General features: G+C 65.8%; 18 protein-coding genes. 6 read left to right on the top strand and 12 right to left on the bottom strand.

Going from position 1 to position 15995, the window contains the following annotated elements; genetic code table 11:
• Nucleotides 1-61: 61 nt before the first annotated feature.
• Both OEW28_RS08190 and OEW28_RS08195 read right to left on the bottom strand, forming a co-directional pair.
• A complete protein-coding gene (locus tag OEW28_RS08190) occupies nt 62-499 on the bottom strand; it encodes a DUF2852 domain-containing protein (RefSeq protein WP_263734207.1) in 438 nt (145 codons plus the stop codon).
• Between the two features lie 105 nt (nt 500-604).
• Nucleotides 605-1084, bottom strand: coding sequence for a YbaK/EbsC family protein (locus tag OEW28_RS08195; RefSeq protein ID WP_263734208.1), 480 nt, complete (start codon nt 1082-1084; stop codon nt 605-607).
• Nucleotides 1085-1215: 131 nt separating this feature from the next.
• Between OEW28_RS08195 and OEW28_RS08200 the strand changes: the two genes are divergently transcribed.
• From OEW28_RS08200 to OEW28_RS08210, 3 genes are all read left to right on the top strand, one after another.
• On the top strand, nt 1216-3999 hold the full coding sequence (locus tag OEW28_RS08200) for a [protein-PII] uridylyltransferase family protein (protein WP_263734209.1): 2784 nt from the start codon (nt 1216-1218) through the stop codon (nt 3997-3999).
• Between the two features lie 28 nt (nt 4000-4027).
• Nucleotides 4028-4303 carry a hypothetical protein gene (locus tag OEW28_RS08205; RefSeq protein ID WP_263734397.1) on the top strand — a complete coding sequence of 92 codons (276 nt, stop codon included), beginning with the start codon at nt 4028-4030 and terminating at the stop codon, nt 4301-4303.
• Between the two features lie 265 nt (nt 4304-4568).
• The gene (locus OEW28_RS08210; protein ID WP_263734210.1) at nt 4569-5051 is read left to right on the top strand and encodes a hypothetical protein; all 483 of its coding nucleotides are present in this window, start codon (nt 4569-4571) and stop codon (nt 5049-5051) included.
• On the opposite strand, the gene eda is transcribed toward OEW28_RS08210, so the two are convergent.
• Together eda and edd are read right to left on the bottom strand one after the other, a co-directional pair.
• Nucleotides 5048-5689 carry a bifunctional 4-hydroxy-2-oxoglutarate aldolase/2-dehydro-3-deoxy-phosphogluconate aldolase gene (gene eda / locus OEW28_RS08215; RefSeq protein WP_263734211.1) on the bottom strand — a complete coding sequence of 214 codons (642 nt, stop codon included), beginning with the start codon at nt 5687-5689 and terminating at the stop codon, nt 5048-5050. The genes OEW28_RS08210 and eda overlap by 4 nt on opposite strands.
• Before the next feature lie 23 nt (nt 5690-5712).
• Complete coding sequence (edd, locus tag OEW28_RS08220; protein WP_263734212.1) at nt 5713-7518, bottom strand: phosphogluconate dehydratase; 1806 nt, start codon at nt 7516-7518, stop codon at nt 5713-5715.
• Nucleotides 7519-7818: 300 nt separating this feature from the next.
• Between edd and OEW28_RS08225 the strand changes: the two genes are divergently transcribed.
• The gene (locus OEW28_RS08225; RefSeq protein WP_263734213.1) at nt 7819-9018 is read left to right on the top strand and encodes an RSP_2647 family RNA methyltransferase; all 1200 of its coding nucleotides are present in this window, start codon (nt 7819-7821) and stop codon (nt 9016-9018) included.
• Entirely contained in the window at nt 9015-9563 is a 549-nt protein-coding gene (locus tag OEW28_RS08230; protein ID WP_263734214.1) for an RSP_2648 family PIN domain-containing protein, read from the top strand. The genes OEW28_RS08225 and OEW28_RS08230 overlap by 4 nt, the downstream gene beginning before the upstream one ends.
• A 21-nt stretch (nt 9564-9584) precedes the next feature.
• Here OEW28_RS08230 and OEW28_RS08235 read toward each other — a convergent pair whose 3' ends face one another.
• From OEW28_RS08235 to OEW28_RS08270, 8 genes are all read right to left on the bottom strand, one after another.
• Complete coding sequence (locus OEW28_RS08235) at nt 9585-10283, bottom strand: M48 family metallopeptidase (protein WP_263734215.1); 699 nt, start codon at nt 10281-10283, stop codon at nt 9585-9587.
• 36 nt (nt 10284-10319) lie between these two features.
• The gene (locus tag OEW28_RS08240; protein WP_263734216.1) at nt 10320-10913 is read right to left on the bottom strand and encodes a DedA family protein; all 594 of its coding nucleotides are present in this window, start codon (nt 10911-10913) and stop codon (nt 10320-10322) included.
• The gene (locus OEW28_RS08245; RefSeq protein WP_263734217.1) at nt 10910-11251 is read right to left on the bottom strand and encodes a hypothetical protein; all 342 of its coding nucleotides are present in this window, start codon (nt 11249-11251) and stop codon (nt 10910-10912) included. Before OEW28_RS08245 ends, OEW28_RS08240 begins: the two co-directional genes overlap by 4 nt.
• On the bottom strand, nt 11248-12429 hold the full coding sequence (locus OEW28_RS08250) for a vWA domain-containing protein (RefSeq protein ID WP_263734218.1): 1182 nt from the start codon (nt 12427-12429) through the stop codon (nt 11248-11250). Before OEW28_RS08250 ends, OEW28_RS08245 begins: the two co-directional genes overlap by 4 nt.
• Before the next feature lie 4 nt (nt 12430-12433).
• A complete protein-coding gene (locus tag OEW28_RS08255; RefSeq protein WP_263734219.1) occupies nt 12434-12598 on the bottom strand; it encodes a hypothetical protein in 165 nt (54 codons plus the stop codon).
• On the bottom strand, nt 12595-13959 hold the full coding sequence (locus tag OEW28_RS08260) for a DUF2927 domain-containing protein (RefSeq protein WP_263734220.1): 1365 nt from the start codon (nt 13957-13959) through the stop codon (nt 12595-12597). The genes OEW28_RS08255 and OEW28_RS08260 overlap by 4 nt, the downstream gene beginning before the upstream one ends.
• Nucleotides 13959-14408 carry a GNAT family N-acetyltransferase gene (locus OEW28_RS08265; RefSeq protein ID WP_263734221.1) on the bottom strand — a complete coding sequence of 150 codons (450 nt, stop codon included), beginning with the start codon at nt 14406-14408 and terminating at the stop codon, nt 13959-13961. The genes OEW28_RS08260 and OEW28_RS08265 overlap by 1 nt, the downstream gene beginning before the upstream one ends.
• Nucleotides 14409-14502: 94 nt before the next feature.
• Nucleotides 14503-15342 carry an AAA family ATPase gene (locus tag OEW28_RS08270; RefSeq protein WP_263734398.1) on the bottom strand — a complete coding sequence of 280 codons (840 nt, stop codon included), beginning with the start codon at nt 15340-15342 and terminating at the stop codon, nt 14503-14505.
• A 182-nt stretch (nt 15343-15524) separates the two neighbouring features.
• On the opposite strand from OEW28_RS08270, the gene dksA reads away from it, so the two are divergent.
• Nucleotides 15525-15947 carry an RNA polymerase-binding protein DksA gene (dksA, locus tag OEW28_RS08275; RefSeq protein ID WP_263734222.1) on the top strand — a complete coding sequence of 141 codons (423 nt, stop codon included), beginning with the start codon at nt 15525-15527 and terminating at the stop codon, nt 15945-15947.
• Nucleotides 15948-15995 lie beyond the last annotated feature (48 nt).

The raw sequence follows: 15995 nt of genomic DNA on the forward strand, positions 1-15995 counted from the left end.
CCTTGCTTTACACCAGTTCACATTGTGAACGGGCGGCCCTGAGGCCGCCCGAAACTCTTGTTCAATAAGCGCCGCTGCCGCCCGGCTTCTCCGAATTTTCAGGGTCGCCGCCGTCACGCGCCGCGCGCGCCCTTTCGTCCAGATACTGGTCGAATTCGGACTTGTCCTTGCTTTCGCGAAGCCGCTTGAGGAAGGCTTCGAATTCTTCCTGTTCGCGTTCGAGCCGGTCCAGCGTGTCGGCCTTGTAGGTGTCGAAGGCAGTGTTTCCCGATGAACGGAAACCATGCCGGCGCGCATGTTTCCAACGCGTATCGTTGTGGCGGCTCTTGCCGCTGCAGCTTGCGAACATTCGTTTTCCCCAGATCATGTAGGCCAGAAGGGCAAGCCCAACAGGCCAGAATATGATGAACCCCAAGACCATCGCTGCGATCCAGGCGCCCTTGCCGCGATCGTCAAGCCAGGTCTCGGCCCGCGAGGGCCAGGCGGCGATAGTGCTCATTCTGCGTCCTCCGCATTCCATGTGAATACCTTTCACATAATCGAACATCGGAGTGAGCGCGCCCTGTGTCAAGGCGTGAAGTAAATTAATTTAACATTCCGCGCATCAGGTCGCCGGCGCGATGAAGTCCGCCGTATGCGCGCCGGTGATCCGCAACAACTCCTGCGGGGCGATTGCGAAAACATGCCGCGGGGTTCCCGCGGCGGCCCAGACCAAATCGAAGTCCAGAAGGCGCGTATCGAAATAGGTTTCGACCGGCGCGATGAGTCCCAGGGGTGCCACGCCCCCGATGGCAAAGCCGGTTTCCGCGCGGACAAGGTCGGCATCGGCGCGGCCCAGCGGCTGACCGGCCAACGCGCTGGCCCGGCCGGGATCGACGCGGTTTCCGCCCGCGGTGATGAACAGGACGACATGGCCGGAAGCTTCGCCCCGGAAGATGATCGACTTCGCGATCTGGTCAAGGGCGCAACCTGCCGCCGCCGCAGCCTCTTCGGCGGTCCGGGTCGATCCCGGCATCTCGGTGATCCGGACCGCGACACCGGCCGCGGCCAGGGCCGCCTCAACGCGCTTCAAGCTCTTGCTCACTACGATCTCCCGTTCTTGCGTGCCTTGGCATCCCATGGCTGTGCTTGAAACTCAATGCCCCGGCCAGCGCCCCCCATGCGAATGGCACGCCCGCCCGTTGACCGCCACGCGCGCGCCGCTACTGTGCGCGCATGAGCTTTGCATCGCGCCTGACCCGCTGTCCCATTCCCCACGATCCCGCGCGCACGGAAGAACCGCGCGCCCGCTTTGCGGCCTTGCCGCCGGAACTGCGCGCGCTCTTGGAGGGAACCGCGGGCTGCAGCCCTTATCTGTGCGGCCTGATGTCGCGCGAAGCCGACTGGATCGAGGGGGCACTTGCGGGAAGCCCGGAAGCCGCGCTGGACGATGCGCTGGCGCTGGACGCCGATCTTGCAGCCGAGGCGCTTGGTTCGGCGCTTCGCCGCGCGAAGGCGCGCGTGGCGCTTCTTGCCGCGTTGGCCGACCTCGGGGGCGTCTGGACGCTTGAGGACGTGACGGGCGCTTTGACGCGGCTGTCCGACGTCGCCGTTTCCCATGCGTTGCGCGTGCTTGTGGGAAGCGAGATCCGTCGTGGCAAGGTCCCCGGCGCCGTGCCGGAGGACGCGGAAACCGCCGCCGGCATCGTGTCGATCGCCATGGGCAAGACCGGGGCGAGAGAGCTTAACTATTCCTCGGACATCGACCTGATCTGCCTGTTCGACGAAAGCCGATACGACCCCGACGACGTGCAGGAGGCGCGCGCCGCCTTCATCCGCGTGGTGCGGCGCATGACCGCCATGCTGTCGGACATGACACCCGAGGGCTACGTCTTCCGCACCGACCTTCGGCTTAGGCCCGATGCCTCGGTCACGCCGGTCTGCATCTCGATGGGCGCCGCGGAACAATACTACGAAGCGCAGGGCCGAACTTGGGAACGCGCGGCCTACATCAAGGCGCGCGCGGCGTCTGGCGACATCGCTGCGGGTGAACGCTTCCTGTCCGCGCTGACCCCCTTCGTCTGGCGCCGGCATCTGGATTTCGCGGCCATCCAGGACGCGCACGACATGCGGCTGCGAATCCGCGACCATAAGGGGCTTCACGGTCGATCGGCGCTGGAAGGGCGCGATCTGAAGCTGGGCCCCGGCGGCATACGGGAGATCGAGTTCTTTACGCAGACCCGTCAGCTGATCGCGGGTGGACGCGATCCCGATCTGCGTCAGCGCGACACGGTGGGCGGGCTGGCGGCGTTGGCGTGGAAAGGGTGGATCACCGACGATGTGGCCACTGAGCTGACCCGCCACTACCGTGAGCACAGGGAAGTTGAGCACCGACTGCAGATGGTGGGGGATGCGCAGACCCATTCGCTGCCCGTCACCGCCGAAGGCTTCGACGTGATCGCACGGATGATGGGGCAGGGCGATACCGATGCCTTCCGCAAGGCCCTGCGCGACAGGTTGGAGCGGGTGGCGGAACTGACCGAAAGCTTCTTCGCCCCGGGCGAGGCGCGGGATGCACCCGACCTCCGCCCCGAAATGCAGCAAGTCGTCGAGGGCTGGCGCGCCTATCCCGCGTTGCGCTCGGAACGCGCGGTGCGGATCTTCAAGCGGGTCGAGCCGGAAATCCTGTCCCGCCTGGAACGTGCGGCCAATCCGGACGAGGCGCTTGGCCAGTTCGACGGTTTCCTGCGCGGTTTGCCCGCCGGTGTGCAGTTGTTCTCTCTTTTTGAGTCCAATCATCAACTTATCGACCTTATTGTTGACATTTGCTCAACGGCGCCCGCGCTCGCGGCCTATCTGTCACGCAATGCGGGCGTGCTGGATGCGGTGATCGGCGGCGATTTCTTTGCGCCTTGGCCGGGATTGCCCGCGCTGCGCGCCGAACTGGCGGAACGGCTTGCCGAGATCCCGGACTATGAGCGCAAGCTGGACGCCGCGCGGCGTTGGGCCAAGGAATGGCACTTCCGGATCGGGGTGCATCACCTGCGCGGGCTGATAGATGCCCAGGCCGCCGGGCGCGAGTATGCCGAGCTGGCCGAGGCGTGCCTTGGTGTGCTTTGGGATCCATGCGTTGCCGAATTCGCCCGCAAGCACGGCGCGCCTCCGGGGCGGGGGGCCGTGGTGCTGGGCATGGGGTCGCTGGGGGCCGAACGGCTGAACGCGGCGTCCGACCTTGACCTGATCATGATATACGACGCGGATGGCGTGGAAGCCTCGGACGGGCCGCGGCCGCTGGCTGCCCGGCAATACTACGCCCGGCTGACCCAGGCGCTCGTCACCGCCCTGACCGCCCAGATGTCCGAGGGTCAGCTATACGAAGTCGACATGCGACTGCGCCCGTCGGGCCGGCAGGGGCCCGTGGCGACCGCGCTTTCGGGCTTCCGCAGCTACCAGATGACCGAGGCCTGGACCTGGGAACATCTGGCGCTGACGCGGGCACGGGCGGTGGCCGGATCGCCAGAGCTTGCCGCCGATGTCGAAGCGATCCGGCGCGAGGTTCTTTCCGCCAAGTCGGGCGGGGAAAGCGTGCGCGCCGATGTGGCCGAGATGCGTAACCGCATCTTTGCCGCCAAGGCGCCGGATGGCGACTGGGAGGCCAAGATCGGCCCCGGACGGCTTCAGGACCTGGAACTGCTGGCGCAGATGGTGACGCTACAGGCCGCCGATCCTTCCCGCCGCGTCGAGGCGCAACTGCGCGCGGGCCTGCGGGCCGGGCTTCTGACCAAGGATGAAGAGGCGGCGCTGCAGACCGCCTATCGCTTCCTCTGGCGGTTGCAGGCGGGCGGGCGGCTGCTGACGGACCGGCCGTTGGACATGGAGGTCATCGGCGGCGGCGGCCGCGCTTTTCTGCTGCGCGAGGCGGGATGCAAAGATCTCGATGGACTCCGGCAGCGTCTGGACGATACTGTATCAGCCGTTGCAGAAATCGCAGGCCGCCGTCTTGGGGTGCCGGAAGAGTGACGGCGGAGTCGTGATGGCGAGGAAACTGATGGACCTTTCAAAGGCCGATCCCAAAGGGCTGGTGCGCGAGAGCTATGCGATCGAGGGGATCACGCTTGGCGAATGCCGGTCGATATTCCTCGACTGGGCGCTCAGCATCGCCTCGGATACCGATGCGCGCGAAGCGATGCGCGTGCTGATCGCGACCTATGCGTTCGCCAACGATGGCCATCCCATGAACGGAGTGCTGGAGGCGGGTCTCATGGAGTCTCCCAAGGCCGCGCGCCGGGGTGGCCGGATGGCACGGATGGCTGCACGCAGTTAGGCGGCGCCTTACGCGCATCCGCGTCTGCGGTGACGAAACCCGACCCGATACCGACCATCTTTGCGACGCGTGCCAGCGCAACCGGTTCGTTGGCCTGAACCGTCAAGGCGGGTTGGGCCGGCGGCTCCCATGCCAAATCCGACAACCGGAAACCGCACCCGTTCAGGGGCATGCGGCCCCCCACCGACCGCTCCCAGGCCCTGCCACTTCAGAGCCACATTTCTGTGCTTTGTTTGTTGATGGGGCGCTATTGACGAGTGGGACGATGACACGAATACCGATACACGTGCGCCCATCCGTTCTGGTTCCGGCGCTGCTGTTTCCGGCGACCGTGCTGGGCTTTCCCGCGCTGATGTCCCATGCGCATTTCGACGAGGCGCCTGCCTCGATTCTTGCCTGGGTGATCTACATCGGGCTTTTCGGCGCCTCGGTGCATTACGGCTGCCGCTGCATGTTCGAGATCAAGCCAAGCGATCCGGACAGCGACCAGGAGATTCAGCAGTTGCTTTCCGTGCGGCGCCACAGGGTCGGTCTGTCGATCCTGGCGGCATCCTTGGGGCTTGCGGTCTGCATGCTCGTGCCTTTGCTGGGCTCAGGTATCCTGCTCGCGCCCGAGACCTTGTCGACAAGTTACATCGCGATGCTGCTCTTGTCGTGGCTCGCGATCGGCCTTGCGGCCTCCGACCACGCCGTTCACAGGGCGCTGGCGCGGCGCGACAAGGCGGCTGCCGAGGCGCGGGAAGCCTAGCGCTCCAGCGCGGCTGCCTCGCGCGCCAGAGCCTCGATCGCGACCCAATCGCGCGCGCGGACAAGGTCCTTGGGCGCGACCCAGCTGCCGCCGACGCACAGCACATTGGAAAGCCTGAGATAGTCCGGTGCGGTCCGAAGCCCGATCCCGCCCGTCGGGCAGAAGCGCACCTGCGGCAATGGCGAGGCGAGTGAAGCCAGCGCCTTGGCACCGCCGATCGCCTCTGCCGGAAAGAACTTCTGCACCACATAGCCGCGCTCAAGCAGCGTCATGACCTCGGACGCCGTTGCGGCGCCCGGCAGAAGCGGCAGATCATGTTCGGCGCAGGCGTCGATCAGCCGTTCGGTTGCGCCCGGAGAGACGCCAAAGCGTGCGCCCGCCTCCTTGGCGGCCTTGACGTCCGCAGGGGTCAGCAGGGTTCCGGCGCCGACGATCCCGCCCGAAACCTCGGACATGGCGCGGATCGCATCCAGCGCAGCAGGCGTCCTCAGCGTCACTTCCAGCGCGGGCAGGCCACCGGCGACCAGCGCGCGCGCCAGATCGGCCGCAATCGCGGCATTGTCGAGCACGAGCACTGGAACCACGGGGGCCAGCGCGCAGATTTCGGCGGCGTGTCGGCTTTGCTCGGCAGGTGTCATGTCAGTGTCCTTGCAGGATCGGGTTACACCACAAGCGCGCCGCCGGTTTCAGCGGGGCCCGCGTGGGTACGGAAAGCCTCGAACAATTCGCGACCGATGCCGTAGCGGTTCGCGGTCAGGTCGGCAACGACGGGCTCGCGCGCCTCGAAGTCGGGCACCAGCGCCTGAAGCGTGCCTGCGACGGCATCGACGCGGACGATGTCGCCGTCGCGCAACCGGGCAAGCGGGCCGCCCGCGGCGGCCTCGGGGCTGACGTGAATCGCGGCGGGCACCTTGCCAGAGGCGCCGGACATGCGCCCGTCGGTCACCAGCGCCACCTTGAGCCCCCGGTCCAGAAGTACGGCGAGTGTCGGGGTCAGCGAGTGCAATTCCGGCATGCCGTTCGCGCGCGGACCCTGAAAGCGGACGACGACGACGCAGTCCGAGGTGAACTCCCCCCGCCTGAAGGCGGCCTTGACGGCCTCCTGGTCTTCGAAGATGCGCGCCGGCGCCTCGGTGACATGGCTTTCCGGCGCAACGGCCGACACCTTCATGACCCCGCGTCCAAGGTTGCCTGAAAGCTGTTTCAGCCCGCCCGAAACCTGGAATGGATCGGTAACGGGGCGCAGGATGCGGTCGTTCAGGCTTTCGCGCGCGCCCTCGGCCCAGGTCAGCGCGCCTTCGACAAGCCTTGGTTCCTGCGTGTAGCGCGACAGCCCGCCGCCCGCGACCGTGCGGACATCCTCATGCAGGAGGCCCGCGCTCAGAAGTTCTCCAATCATGTAGGCAAGGCCGCCCGCGGCGTGGAAGTGGTTCACGTCGGCCAGCCCATTGGGATAGACGCGTGCCATCAACGGCACTGCGTCCGAGAGCGCGGCGAAATCATCAAGATCCAGGAGGATGCCCGCCGCCCTGGCCATCGCGGGCAGGTGCAGCACGAGGTTGGTCGATCCGCCCGTCGCCATCAGTCCAACCATGCCATTGACGAAGGCGCGTTCGTCCAGCACCTCGCCCGCAGGGGTATAGTCGTTGCCAAGCGCGGTGATCTGGGCTGCCCGCGCGACCGCCGCATCGGTCAGCGCCTCGCGCAGCGGCGTGCCGGGGTTGACGAACGATGCGCCCGGCAGGTGCAGACCCATGAACTCCATCAACATCTGGTTGGTGTTCGCGGTCCCGTAGAACGTGCAGGTGCCGGGACCGTGGTAGGAGGCCATCTCGGCCTCCATCAGCTTGTCGCGCCCGACCTGGCCCGCGGCAAATTGCTGCCGGACCTTGGCCTTTTCGTCGTTCGGAAGACCCGAGGTCATGGGCCCCGAGGGGACGAATAGAGCCGGCACATGGCCAAAGGTCGCCGCCGCCATGATCAGGCCGGGCACGATCTTGTCGCAGATGCCCAGGTAAAGCGCCGCATCGAAGCAGTTGTGACTTAGCGCGACGCCGGCAGAAAGCGCGATCACGTCGCGGGAAAAGAGTGACAACTCCATCCCCGGCTGGCCTTGGGTGACGCCGTCACACATGGCGGGGACGCCGCCTGCCACCTGCGCCGTCGCACCGGCGCGCCGGGCGGCGGCGCGGATCCGTTCGGGGTAGTGTTCATAGGGCTGATGGGCGGAAAGCATGTCGTTGTATGCGGTGACGATGCCGATATTCGGTTGCCGGCCTGCGGCAAGATCCGGCTTGTCGCCGCTCATCGCGGCATAGGCATGGGCCTGGTTGCCGCAGCTCAGATGCGCGCGTGCCGGGCCGTCCTGCGCCGCGCGCCGCATCCGCGCCAGGTATTCCTGGCGCGACCGGGCTGAGCGGTCGCGGATACGGTCGGTGACTTCGGCTACGGTCTGGTGAAGCGGCATCGGGCCCTCATTGGCAGGTGGCAGCGTCCATATCACACAAGGTTAGCGCTAACAACTTCGGAAATGCCGCATCTGTTCCGTCCGGGGTCAAGTGGGGCAACGCACCGGTTGCCGACCAGTCGCGCAAGTATCGCGCCATTGGGTGGACCATATCAAGCGAGTTGCGCCGACACCGTGGCGATCAGCACTCGCCGCACCTGCGTCAATTAACGGGGTCACGCGGGCGTTTGCCGGAAGCGCGCCCTTTCGCCCGGCTTGCGAAGGCTTTAAGGGAAGGCAAACCACGCCCGGATACATCCCATGACCGACAGTCCGCTTCCCATCGTCCGTCTGCGCCCCAAGGCCGAGGCGCGTGCCATCCGCCATGGCTTCCCGTGGGTCTATGCCGATGAGCTTGTGACGGACCGGCGGACCTCCAAGCTGGCGCCGGGGGTCTTCGCGGTGCTTGAGGACGCAGAGCGGCGGCCGCTTGGCCTTGTCACAGTCAACGTCCAGTCCAAGATCATCGCGCGCGTGATGGACCGCGACCCGGGGGCGGTGATCGGTCGCGCTTGGCTGGCGGCCCGCATCGCGCGCGCGGCCGCGCTGCGCGACCGGCTTTACGACGCGCCCTTCTACCGCCTGATCCATGCCGAAGCCGACGGGCTTCCCGGCGTGGTGATCGACCGCTTCGGAGACGCCGCGGTGATCCAGCCCAACGCCGCCTGGGCCGAAACGCTGATCGACGAGATTGCCGCCGCGCTGGCCGAGGTCACGGGCGTCACCCGGATCATCAAGAACGGCACCGGCCGGTCGCGCGGTCTGGAAGGCCTGGCGGAGGAAACCACGATCTTGTCCGGCGTGATCGAGGCCCCGATCCCTGTGCCGATGAACGGCGCGACCTACATGGCCGACCTTTTGGGCGGACAGAAGACCGGCCTGTTCTATGACCAGCGGCCGAACCACGCGTTTGCACAGCGCCTGGCGAAGGGCGCCCGTGTGCTCGACGTATTCGCCCATGTCGGGGGTTTCTCGCTGGCGGCGCTGGCGGGCGGGGCCGAGCGCGCGCTGGCCGTGGATTCCTCGGCTGCGGCGCTCGCGCTGGCCGAGCGGGGGGCAGAGGCCGCGGGGGCGGGCGCACGCTTCGCCACCCGCCAGGGCGACGCCTTCGCGGTGATGGAGGCGCTGGCTGCCGAAGGCGAAACCTTTGACCTTGTCGTCTGCGATCCGCCGGCTTTTGCGCCCTCGAAACCCGCGCTTGAGGCCGGACTGCGCGCCTATGAGCGCGTCGCGCGCCTGGCGGCGCCGCTCGTCGCGCCGGGGGGCTATCTTGGCCTTTGTTCCTGCTCGCACGCGGCCGATCTGACGCAGTTCCGCAATGCCTCGGCCCGCGGGATCGGGCGCGGCGGGCGGCGCGGGCAGCTTCTGCATACGGGCTATGCCGGGCCCGACCACCCGATGCTGCCGCAACTTGCGGAGTCGGGTTACCTCAAGGCGCTGTTCTTCCGGCTGGACGGATGAAGGCGCTTCTGGACGCCTGCGTCCTTTATCCGACGGTCTTGCGAGAGATCCTGACCGGGGTTGCGGCGCAGGGTCTTTACACTCCCCTCTGGTCCGACCGCATCCTTGAGGAATGGGCGCGCGCGACGCGCAAGCTGGGCCCAGGCGCCGAAGAGATTGCGCGGGGCGAAATCGCGACCCTGCGCGCGTCGTTCCCGAAGGCGATGGTCGCCGAGCGTGCAGGTCTTGCGGCGCGGCTGCACCTGCCCGACGCGAACGATATTCACGTTCTGGCGGCCGCCATCGCCGGCGGCGCCGATGCCATCGTAACTTTCAACGCGGCCGATTTTCCGCGTCAGGCGCTGGCAGAAGAGGGGATCGCGCGGCTGGATCCCGATCGTTTCTTGATGGAACTCTGGCTTTCGGCACCCGATCCGGTCGCGGCAGTGGTCGAACGCGTCCGCGCCCGGGCCGAGGAACTATCGGGTGAAGCCCAACCCCTGCGACCGCTGTTGAAACGCGCAAAGCTGCCAAGGTTGGGCAAGGCGCTGACACTGGCGAGTTGAGGCGGGCGGGCGGTTGCGTGCTCATCCGCGACGCGCGGGCAGGCCCCAGCGTCGTTCGTTCGCCTCGATCGCGGCGATGCGCGCGTCCGTGTCGGGATGGCTTGCCAGCCACACGGGCGGTCGCCGTCCCTCGGTCCCGGTCAGCCGGCCGAGCTTGCTGAACAGCGACTTCTGCGGACCTGTGCCGATCCCCGCCTTGACCAGCAGCGCCGAGGCCCATTCATCCGCCTCGAACTCATCCTGGCGGCTCAGCCTTGCGGCAAGGAGTCCCGTCAGGAAGTTGGCAAGATAGAAGCCCACGAACGGAAGGAACCGTCCCAGCACAGCCGTCAGCACGACGCGGATCGCGTTCTGGCCGGAAAAGTCGATCATGCGCCGCCGGGCATGGCCAAGGGCGACGTGGCCAAGTTCATGGGCGATGACGCTTGCCATTTCCTCGCCCGTGACCTCACCCGCGCGGTACTTCTGCACGAAGCCGCGAGTCAGGAAGATGCGGCCGTCCGGCGCGGCAAGCCCGTTGACCGGCTCGATGTCATAGACGCGAACCGGCACCTGGCGAACGCCCAACGGATCGGCCAGGCGGTCGATTTCCTTCAGCAGCGCAGGCTCATCCAGCGGCCGTGATCGGGCGTCCAGCTCGCGCCGGGTACGCCAGGCGGAGAAGTGATAAAGCGCAAGGCCGTAAAGGACGGCCAGCAGGATCGGGACGAGGCGCAACATGGTGTGAATATGGGGCAGGGGATTTGGAAACGGAAGTCACGCGCGGCTGCCAAGCGCCGTGCGCAGCCAAAAGCCGGCCAGCACCATCGCGGCCACGCCGCCGACAAGCCCAAGAACGGATCCGATAAGATCCTCTGCCGCCGTCAGGTTGCCCACAAAGACATGTCCCATGCCGGTGTACAATCCAACCCACACGATTTCGCCCAGGACGGCCGCGGCGGTAAACTGCGCCCAACCTGTGCCTGCGGCGCCGGCGGCAAGGTTGACCCAGGGTCCCGCCGGGCTGACCAGCCAGCGCGAAAGGAAAACCGCCGCCGCCCCGCCCCGTGCCAGCAATGCCCGCGCCCGCGCCACCAGCGCGGCACGCTTGCGTCCGCGTTCAAGGCGTGCCAGCACGGGTTGACCGCCAAGTCGGCCAATCGCGAAACCGGTCTGGTCGCCGGCCACCGCGCCCGCCAGTGCTGCGCCCATCGCCTGCCACAGCGCAAAGTCGCCCGCCGCCGCGAACCCACCCGCGGCCAGCATCAGAAGCGATGCGGGCATCGGCACCGCGAGACAGGACAGATAGGTGCCGATCGCCAGGATCCACAGGCCGTAATCGGGCAGGAGCGACAGGAGCCAGTCGCTCATTTCCCGGCCTCGGTCGCCAGGAACGCAGCGACCTCGTTCAGAAGGACTTCAAGTGGCACGCCACGGTCCTGGGCAATTTCGGCCAGTGTAAGGCGGCCATCCTTTCCCGGCTCCAGATGAAGATGACGGGCCAAGTCGTCGCGCGGCACATTCCAGCTGCGCGCGATGTATCCAGGCGTCATCCAGCCGTCCGGCGTCTGCTGGCGGTGGGACGGGTCGGCCCAGTAAAGCGTGAAGAATGCCAGCCGCGCGGCAAAGAAGATGGCGACGGCCGCTCCGCCCACGAAGATCAAAAGCGCGAGCCGCTGTTCGCGCCACAGGTGCGCGATGGCTTTCATGTCAGCGCCTTCATCGCCCGTCCGATCCCTTCAAGCGTCAGGGGGAACATCGCGCCTTCGAAGATGCGGCGGACCATGCCGACCGACTGAGTGTGCGGCCAGTAGCGTTCCGGCAGCGGGTTGAGCCAGACGTTCGCCGGCCACTGTCCCCTTGCGCGTTCCAGCCAGACCTGCCCCGCCTCCTGGTTCCAGTGCTCGTTGGCTCCGCCGGGATGGGCGATCTCGTACGGCGACATCGAGGCGTCGCCGACGAAGATCGCCTTGTAGTCCGGCCCGTAGGTCCGCAGCACCTCCCAAGTCGGGGTCTGCTGGTCCCAGCGGCGGCGGTTGTCGCGCCAGACGCCTTCATACAGGCAGTTGTGGAAGTAGTAGTATTCCAGGTGTTTGAACTCGGCCCGCGCGGCGCTGAAAAGCTCTTCGATCACGCGGATGTGCGGATCCATCGAGCCGCCGACGTCAAGAAACAGCAGGACCTTGACGGCATTGTGCCTTTCCGGTCGGGTCCGGACGTCCAGATAGCCGTGTTCCGCCGTGGCGCGGATCGTGGAAGCAAGGTCCAGTTCCTCGGCCGCGCCAGAGCGCGCCCAACGCCGCAACCGTTTGAGGGCGACCTTGATGTTGCGCGTGCCCAGCTCGACCGAGTCGTCCAGGTTGCGGAATTCGCGTCTGTCCCAGACCTTGACCGCCCGTTGATGACGGCTTTCGTTCTGGCCGATGCGCACGCCCTCGGGGTTGTAGCCGTAGGCCCCGAACGGCGAGGTGCCGGCGGTGCCGATCCACTTCGATCCGCCCTGATGCCGGCCCTTTTGCTCCTCAAGGCGTTTCCTGAGGGTTTCCATAAGCTTGTCAAAGCCACCTAAAGCTTCGATCTGGGCCTTTTCCTCGGGCGTCAGGGTACGCTCCAGCAGCTTTTCCAGCCACTCCGCCGGCAGATTCACGACCTCAAGGACCTGTTCGGCTGTGATCGCTTCCACCCCTTTGAAGGCCTCGGCGAACGCGCGGTCGAAGCGGTCGAGGTGGCGTTCGTCCTTCACCATCGCGGTGCGCGCGAGGTAGTAGAAGGTTTCGACGTCATAGGTCGCAAGCCCGATCATGAGCCCTTCCAGAAATCCCAGATACTCGCGCAGGGACACCGGAATGCCAGCCTTGCGAAGGACTTCGAAGAAGGGGAGGAACATGGGCTCAGGTCATGCGGTCGATGAAAAGGGTGGCGAACAGTCCAAGGATCGAAAAAAGAATAGCATAGACAATGGCATATTGCCATTTGTCAAAGCTGTTTCCGCCCTTCTTTCGGGCGGTCATCCAACCCAGGGCAGCCCCAAGGACAAAGCCTGCGGCAATGATCATCTGGTCATCCCCTTCGCCATGCGCTCGATCGTCCGGAAGCTTTCGTCGAAGTTCCGGATTTCCTCGGCGGAGCCGAAGCCATAGCGTGCCCAGCCAAGGCTGTCGAGACGGACAGCGGCGGCTTTTTCGGTCTGGCCCATGACCAGCAGCGCGGCCGACTCGGTCCGAAGCAATTCGGCCAGAAGGGCCGCGTTTTCGGATCGCCGCGCGGCCGGCATGGCTGCGCGCGCCAAGGACAGCGCGCCGTCCACGTTGCCTCGGCTCAGCTCGAAAGTGGCAAGCGGCAGCTCGGTCTGCGCGCGCTGGATGTCGGCGCCGGGGATGGCGGAAAAGGCCGCACGGGCGCCCAGAAAGGCCGTGCGCGCGGCATCGGCGTCGCGGCCCTGGATCAACCTGCCGAAGGCGTAAAGGGCAAATCCCGTGCGCTCGTCGCGCCACCCCCCGTCCTTCGCGATGGCGACAGCCTGGGCTGCGGCGCTGCGCCGCTTCGCGGTTGCCGCCTTGGGGCCAAGCGCGGTGACGACGGCGTTGACGAAGGAACGCGGTGTCGGAGGCAGGGGCGCGCCCGCCGGCCGTTCGCCCGCGGGGTTGTAGCGTGCGAAAATCTCGGGAAGCCGCATCGCCACGGCGTTCCGGGTCATGCCGTTGGCCAGCTCCGGCGCATACTGCACCCGCACCATCAGCATGTCGAAGCCGGTCAGGACCGTGTTGAAATTGTCATCGTTGAAAACCGAATCCGGCAGTTCGTAAAGGTCATTCAGCGGACCAAGCGCCTGCGCGATTTCTTCGTGCAGGCAATCGCGCACCTCTTGCGGCGCAGTGTCGTTGGGGATGAAGACGGCGACCCTTTCGCGGCGGCTGAGCCGTGTCCAGTCGGTTTGGGACGACCGCGACTTGCCGCGGAACTCTTGCCAGGACGAAACGCCGGGTTCAACGAAGCACGCAGCTTGCGGAACATAGGCCTGCATCGTGCGGCGGGGCAGGAACTCCACCGTGATCGCGGCTGGACCTTCGGTGTAGAAGATGCTGATCCCCGCCTCGGAACGCAGGCGCGACAAAAGCCGGTCCAGATCCAGTTGCGCCGTGGGGGGAACCATTCCGGCAAAGGTGACAGAGACCGGTTCTTCGAACCGCGTCAGGATCGGCAGCTCCTCTCCGGTTTCCAGCCGGAACACGAGATCAAGAAAATTGCGCGCCATTTCCGCGTTTGGACGAAGCGGGCGCTGCGGGGCGCTCTGCGTGAAGACGCGCATGGGCGGCAGATCGGCGATCGGCGCGCGCGCGGCGGGCGGCGTCGGCGGCACCGGCGCGCAGGATGCGGTGACGGCAAGGGCGATGACAAAGGCGAAAGGGAAGCGCATCAGGGGCGGTTGTACTCGATGAAGGGGGTCTTGACCCCGATGCGGTCATATAGCCGCCGTGCGGTTTGGTTGTATTCTTGCGTCATCCAGTAGACCGAGGATGCGCCGTGACGGTCTGCCGCGGCATAGACCGCCTCGATCAAGGCGCGCCCCACGCCGGTTCCGCGAACCTCGGGGTCGGCGAACAGGTCTTGCAGGTAGCAGGTGTCCGCCACGGACCAGCACGTGCGATGGAACAGGAAGTGCGCAAGCCCCACTGGCTTTCCCGCCTGCACGGCCAGCAGGCCAAGGTATTCACCCGGCGCGCCCGAAGTTAGGCGCGCGAAGGTGGTCTGAAACACCTTTTCCGGCAACTCGGTTTCATAGAACGCAAGATACGCCTGCCACAGCCGGCGCCAGTCAGGCTCGTCCGAAGGCTCGATGGCGCGAATGATCAGGGGGTCGGTCATGGAGTCCTCCGGCTGTGCCAGACTAGCGCGTGGTCCGCAGCAGGCGCAATCGCCCGCGCGCGTGCCGCGTCTTATGCGGCGTGACTTCGCGCCCTCAGCGCCCGGAACGCGCCATGAAGGCCAGGCGCTCGAACAGCGCTACGTCCTGTTCGTTCTTGAGCAGCGCACCGTGCAGCTTCGGCAGAAGCTGGCGCGGGTCACGCCGAAGGTCTTCGGGCGAAAGGTCCTCGGCGAGAATCAGCTTGAGCCAGTCGAGCACCTCGGAGGTCGAGGGCTTCTTCTTCAGCCCCGGCGTTTCGCGGATTTCGTAGAACTGCGTCAGCGCCTCTGCCAGCAGGGTTTCCTTAATCTTTGGAAAATGCACGGCGATGATCTGCTTCAGCGTCTCCGTTTCAGGGAAACGAATGTAATGGAAGAAACACCTGCGCAGAAACGCGTCGGGAAGTTCCTTTTCGTTGTTTGAGGTTATTATGACCACCGGGCGGTGGCGGGCGCGGATCGTCTCGGCGGTTTCGTAGACATGGAATTCCATCCGGTCGAGTTCCTGGAGAAGGTCGTTGGGAAACTCGATGTCGGCCTTGTCGATTTCGTCGATCAGCAGAACGACCTTGGTATCGGCCTCGAACGCCTGCCAGAGCTTGCCCTTGCGGATGTAGTTCGCGACGTCGTGCACGCGCTCGTCGCCAAGCTGGCTGTCACGAAGCCGGCTGACCGCGTCGTATTCGTACAGACCTTGCTGCGCCTTGGTCGTTGATTTCACGTGCCATTCAACCAACGGAAGGCCAAGGCTTTGCGCGACCTGTCGGGCGAGTTCAGTCTTGCCGGTGCCCGGCTCGCCCTTCACCAGAAGCGGCCGCTCCAACGTGACCGAGGCGTTTACAGCGACGGTCAGATCCCTGGGTGCGACATAACTCGCCGTTCCGTTGAATTTCATCATCTTGTATCTCCGCATCCGGCGAGTGCCTGATTTTAGAGATACGCGGGCCATCAAAATGCCGCAAGGCTGGGCGACAGCTAGTGACAACCCCCCGCCGTTGCGCTAAGGGAGCGCCCGTGGAGTACCGGATGACGATTGCAAAAATGACGAACGGATCCGGAGGCAGGAAGGGAGCAGAGATGAAGGCAGAAATCTTTCTTCCCGAGGATTATCGTCCCGCCGAGGACGAGCCTTTCATGAACGAGCTGCAGCTCGAGTATTTCCGTCGAAAGCTGACCTCGTGGAAGAATGAGCTTCTTGAGCAGTCCGCAGAAACACTTGAGGGTCTTCAGGACAGCGCGCGCAACGTGCCCGACTTGGCCGACCGCGCAAGCGAGGAAACGGACCGCGCGCTGGAACTGCGGACACGCGACCGTCAGCGCAAGCTCGTGACAAAGATCGACGCGGCGCTTCGCCGGATCGAGAATGGCGAATACGGCTACTGCGAGATGACCGGAGAGCCGATTTCGCTGAAGCGCCTGGATGCGCGGCCGATCGCGACCATGACGCTTGAGGCGCAGGAAAAACACGAACGCCGCGAGCGGGTTCATCGCGACGACTGATCCCCGGACGACGGGTCGGCAAGAATCGGCGCCGGAGTCCTTTGACTC

The sequence above is a fragment of the Albidovulum marisflavi genome, from assembly GCF_025751435.1.
Classification (GTDB): domain Bacteria; phylum Pseudomonadota; class Alphaproteobacteria; order Rhodobacterales; family Rhodobacteraceae; genus Albidovulum; species Albidovulum marisflavi.